This window comes from Microbacterium sp. (genome assembly GCF_003248605.1).
Lineage (GTDB): Bacteria > Actinomycetota > Actinomycetes > Actinomycetales > Microbacteriaceae > Microbacterium.
Genome location: NZ_QFPF01000157.1, coordinates 1 through 4,325, shown reverse-complemented (window position 1 = coordinate 4,325; position 4,325 = coordinate 1). Strand labels below are relative to the sequence as shown.

4 protein-coding genes are annotated in these 4,325 nt (G+C 69.5%); 2 read left to right on the top strand and 2 right to left on the bottom strand.

What is annotated here, in order from left to right; all coding sequences use genetic code 11:
• Window positions 1–1,360: HNH endonuclease signature motif containing protein (locus DI573_RS14270; protein WP_292815693.1), on the top strand; the 1,360-nt coding region annotated here is incomplete at its 5' end.
• A 135-nt stretch (window positions 1,361–1,495) separates the two neighbouring features.
• Here the strand turns inward: DI573_RS14270 and DI573_RS14265 are convergent.
• Window positions 1,496–2,179 carry a response regulator transcription factor gene (locus tag DI573_RS14265; RefSeq protein ID WP_292815691.1) on the bottom strand — a complete coding sequence of 228 codons (684 nt, stop codon included), beginning with the start codon at window positions 2,177–2,179 and terminating at the stop codon, window positions 1,496–1,498.
• Window positions 2,176–3,453, bottom strand: coding sequence for an ATP-binding protein (locus DI573_RS14260; protein ID WP_292815695.1), 1,278 nt, complete (start codon window positions 3,451–3,453; stop codon window positions 2,176–2,178). The genes DI573_RS14265 and DI573_RS14260 overlap by 4 nt, the downstream gene beginning before the upstream one ends.
• Window positions 3,454–3,621: 168 nt before the next feature.
• On the opposite strand from DI573_RS14260, the gene phoU reads away from it, so the two are divergent.
• A complete protein-coding gene (phoU, locus tag DI573_RS14255) occupies window positions 3,622–4,281 on the top strand; it encodes a phosphate signaling complex protein PhoU (protein ID WP_292815688.1) in 660 nt (219 codons plus the stop codon).
• The last annotated feature ends 44 nt before the right edge of the window (window positions 4,282–4,325 follow it).

Sequence of the window (4,325 nt, the reverse complement as noted above, 5' to 3'; positions counted from 1 at the left end):
CGACGGTGTGGATGCTGTCGCGGCGGCCCTTGCGGCGAAGTACGCGGCCGCGGTGGCAGGGGTGGCCTCGGCCGAAGCTGAGGTCATGGCGGTGCTGGCTGAGGCGCAGGCGGTGGGTTTGGAGCGGGTCGCGGAGATCCCCCGCAGCGCTGGCCGCGAAGCCGAACTTCCGCTACGGGCCCTCGCTGCGGAGCTGGGGGCGTGTGCACGGCAACCCGACCGGTCGGTACAGCGGCGGATGAACGACGCCCACACCCTCGTGACGCGCTTCGCGGCGTCGTTTGAGGCGCTGGCCGCGGGTGTCGTGTCGGTCGGGCATGTGCGGGCGATCGTCGAACACGGGGTGAAACTCACCGACCCGAAGATTCGGGCCTCGTTCGAGGTCGAGGCTTTGGAGCGGGCCGCGTCCACCACGCCCGGGCGGCTCGGACCGCAGCTCGCGCGGCTCGTGGAGCAGGTGCAGCCGACGACGTTCGCCGAGCGCCACAAGACCGCGCGGGAAGGACGCGGGGTGTGGGTGCAGGACGTCGCCGACGGCATGACCGAACTCCTCCTCCGGGGCCCGGCGGTGCCCGTGCACGGCATCCACGACATGATCACCCACATCGCCCGCGACGTCCTCAACACCGCACACACCGCCCAAGACACGGACGCGGCTCAAGCCGCGGACGCGGGCGCGGCTGAAGCCGCGGATGCCGGGGCTGATGAGGAGTCCGACGCCGAGTGCGAAGCCCCGGTGGATTCTCGGACGCTGGATCAGGTGCGCGCCGACGTACTCATGGAGATGATCCTCACCCACCGCATCGACACCGAGACCGGCGAAGGACTCGGCGACGGGCACGGCGGGCTCGCGTCGATCCGCGCGACGGTCAACGTGACCGTCCCCGCCCTCGCACTCGCTGGGCTGACGGATGACCCCGCGGAGCTGGTGGGGCGGGCGCCGATCGACCTCGACACCGCACGAATACTCGCCGCCTCGGTACCGGGATGGGAACGGGTGCTGGCTGATCCGATCACCGGCGGAGTCCTTGCCGTCGACAGGTACACGCGTTCGGCGGACTTGACCCGACATTTGAGGGTGAGGGATCCGCACTGCAGATTCCCGGGCTGCCGCATGCCCACCCACCGCTGCGACGTCGACCACGGCCAAGACTTCGCCCTCGGCGGAGCCACCGACCACAGAAACCTCTGCGCGCTGTGTCGACGACATCACACTCTGAAGGGTGAGACGCCCTGGCGGGTGAAACATCATCCGGGCGGGGTGATCGAGTGGATATCACCCGGCGGACTCCACTACATCGACACCCCACCACCGGTCACCATCGGATTCGTGCCCGACCTTGAGGACGCACCCTTCTGATCCCGACCTCGGACGCGCCAGCCAGCTCCGACCCCAGCCACCCCGGCCCCGCCAGGGGCCCAGCACCGCCAGGGGCCCAGCACCGCCAGCACCGCCCACGCCGTCAGCGATGCTGCCGAAGCGACCGTGCCACGTTCAGGACTCGAAGCGGTAGCCGAGCCCGCGCACGGTCACCAGCATCGACGGCTCGCTGGGCGTGCGCTCGATGCGGGAGCGGATGCGCTTGATGTGGACGTCGAGCGTCTTCGTGTCGCCGAAGTAGTCGCTCCCCCACACGCGATCGATCAGCTGCCCACGCGTGAGCACGCGCCCCGCGTTGCGCATGAGCACCTCGAGCAGCTCGAACTCCTTGAGCGGCATGCTGATCTCGGCGCCATCGACCGACACCGCGTGCCGGTCGATGTCGAGCGTGACCCGGCCCCCCGTGAGGATGTGGTCCTCGAGATCGACCTCGGGCTCAGCGGTCCGCCGCAGAACCGCACGCATGCGCGCGAGCAGCTCACGCGAGGAGTAGGGCTTGGTGACGTAGTCATCGGCACCGAGCTCCAGCCCCACGACGATGTCGACCTCGGAATCCTTGGCCGTCACCATGATGATCGGCACCGCGGAGGTCTGACGGATGCGCCGGCACACCTCCGTGCCGGGCATGCCGGGCAGCATCAGATCCAGCAGCACGATGTCGCAGCCGTGCTCCTCGAACGACGTGATCGCCGCGGGACCGTCCTCGGCGATCTCCACGTCATAGCCCTCGCGCCGCATCAAATAGGCGAGAGGATCGGCGAGATCGGGCTCGTCCTCGACGAGCAGAACCCGGGTCATGTCGTTGCTTCTCCCTCGGTGGTGGTCGTGCGTGTCGTGCCGCCAGCGGCCGGTCGCGACGGTGCGGCCTGGCGTCGTTTGCGGGCGAGCGGGTCGGCGCCGCGACGGCGGCGTTTGGCTTTCTCGGGATGACTCTCGGCGGCGATGCGCGGCAGCCGGATCGTGAACGTCGACCCCCGGCCCGGCCGCGACCACACCCGAACCTCACCGCCGTGACGCTGCACGGCATGCTTGACGATCGCGAGGCCCAGCCCGGTGCCGCCGGTGCGGCGCGAGCGTGCACCATCGGCGCGATAGAAGCGCTCGAAGATGCGCTGCTGATCACTCTCGGCGATGCCGATGCCCTGATCGGCCACCGCGATCTCGACGATCGTGTCGTCGGCGCGCACACCAACCCCCACGCGACCGCCGCGCGGCGAGTAGGCGATGGCGTTGGCGATCAGATTGCCGACCGCTTCGATGAGCATCGTCGGATCGCCGCGCACGACCGCACCGCGATCGCCGCCGCGAACAAGACTCACGCCCGCCGAGTCGGCCTGCACCGCGTGGGCTTCGACCGAGGCGGCGACGACCTCGTCGATCGACACGTCGCGAGGCTCGGGCAGCTCGTCGGCGGACTGCAGCCGCGAAAGATCCATGATGCGGCCGGTCAGACGCGTCAGGCGCGCCGCCTCCGCCTGCAGTCGGGCCGCGAAGACGCGGACCTGCGGCGGGTCGTCGGCGGCGGACTCGATGGCCTCCGAGAGCAGACTCACGGCTCCGACCGGCGTCTTCAGCTCGTGACTGGTGTTGGCGACGAAGTCGTAGCGCATCTGCTCGAGACGCTCCTGCTCGGTCACGTCGTCGACCACGAGCAGCACGTGCGTGCCATCGAGCGCCGCCGCGCGCGCCGACACCAGACGTCCCTCCGTCGCGAGGGAGCCGGACCCTCCCGCCGCACGACGCATGCGGAAACGCGACGTCTGCGGCTGCCCCGACGCCCGCGACGCACGCACCAGCGCGCGGAGGTCCTCGACCGTGACGACCTCGCCCGACGACATCCCGAAACTCGGCGCGGCGGGCGATGCGGCGACCACCGTGAGGGAGGCATCCACGACCGACGCGGCACCCTCCATCGCATCGAGCACCTGAAGCACGCCGTCGGGCACGATCGCCGACGCCGCCGCCTCGGCGCGCTGCGCGATACGGAGGGCGGTGAAGATCATCGCCGTCAGACCGACGCCGATGACGACTCCTCCCAGCAGCGCAAGGAGCGCGATCTGCACGGGGTCCATAAGACCCCAGCGTACGGTCACGGACTCGCGCCGATCGCGCAAGCCCCCTCTGCCCCCGTCGGCGCGCCGGTAGTATTCACCGCTCAGGCACCAATCGTTAACCTTCGCTCGGGATGATCGCGGAGGTTGTGCGGCGCCGTGTCCGTCTGCCGGGAAAGGGATCACACCGTGCGCGAAGTCTTCCACCAGTCGCTCGAGGATGTGCAGGCGCGTCTCGTCGAGATCTCCGAGCTCGTCGCGATCGCCATCGAGCACGCCACACAGGCCTTCGGCACGAGCGACGTCTCGCTCGCCGAGCAGGTCATCGAGGCCGACGCCGTCATCGACGAGAAGGCCATCGCCCTCGACGAACTCGCCATCGAGATCCTCGCCCGCCAGCAGCCCGTCGCGCGCGACCTGCGCATCGTCGTCAGCGCGCTGCGCATGTCGGCGTCGCTCGAGCGCATGGGCGACATCGCCGAACACATCGCGCAGCTCACCCGCTACCGGTTCCCCGAGCGCGCGATCCCCAAGGGTCTCAAGAGCACGTTCACGAGCATGGGACAGATCGACGTCGAGATGGCCCGCCTGCTCGCGGAGCTGCTGCGCACGCAGGACATCACGATCGCCGAACAGCTGCGCAACCTCGATGACAAGCTCGACGAGCTGCACGTCTCGGTCTTCGAGAAGGTCCTCGGCGAGAACTGGCAGGGCGAGGCGATGGCCACCGTCGACGCCACGCTCGCGAGCCGCTACCACGAACGTTTCGGCGACCATGCCGAGTCGGTCGCCAAGAAGGTGGTCTATCTCGCCACCGGCGACTGGACGACCAGCCCCGACACCGAGTAGTCACCAACGAAAGAAGGGAGCGGATGCCTGGGCCCAGGCATCCG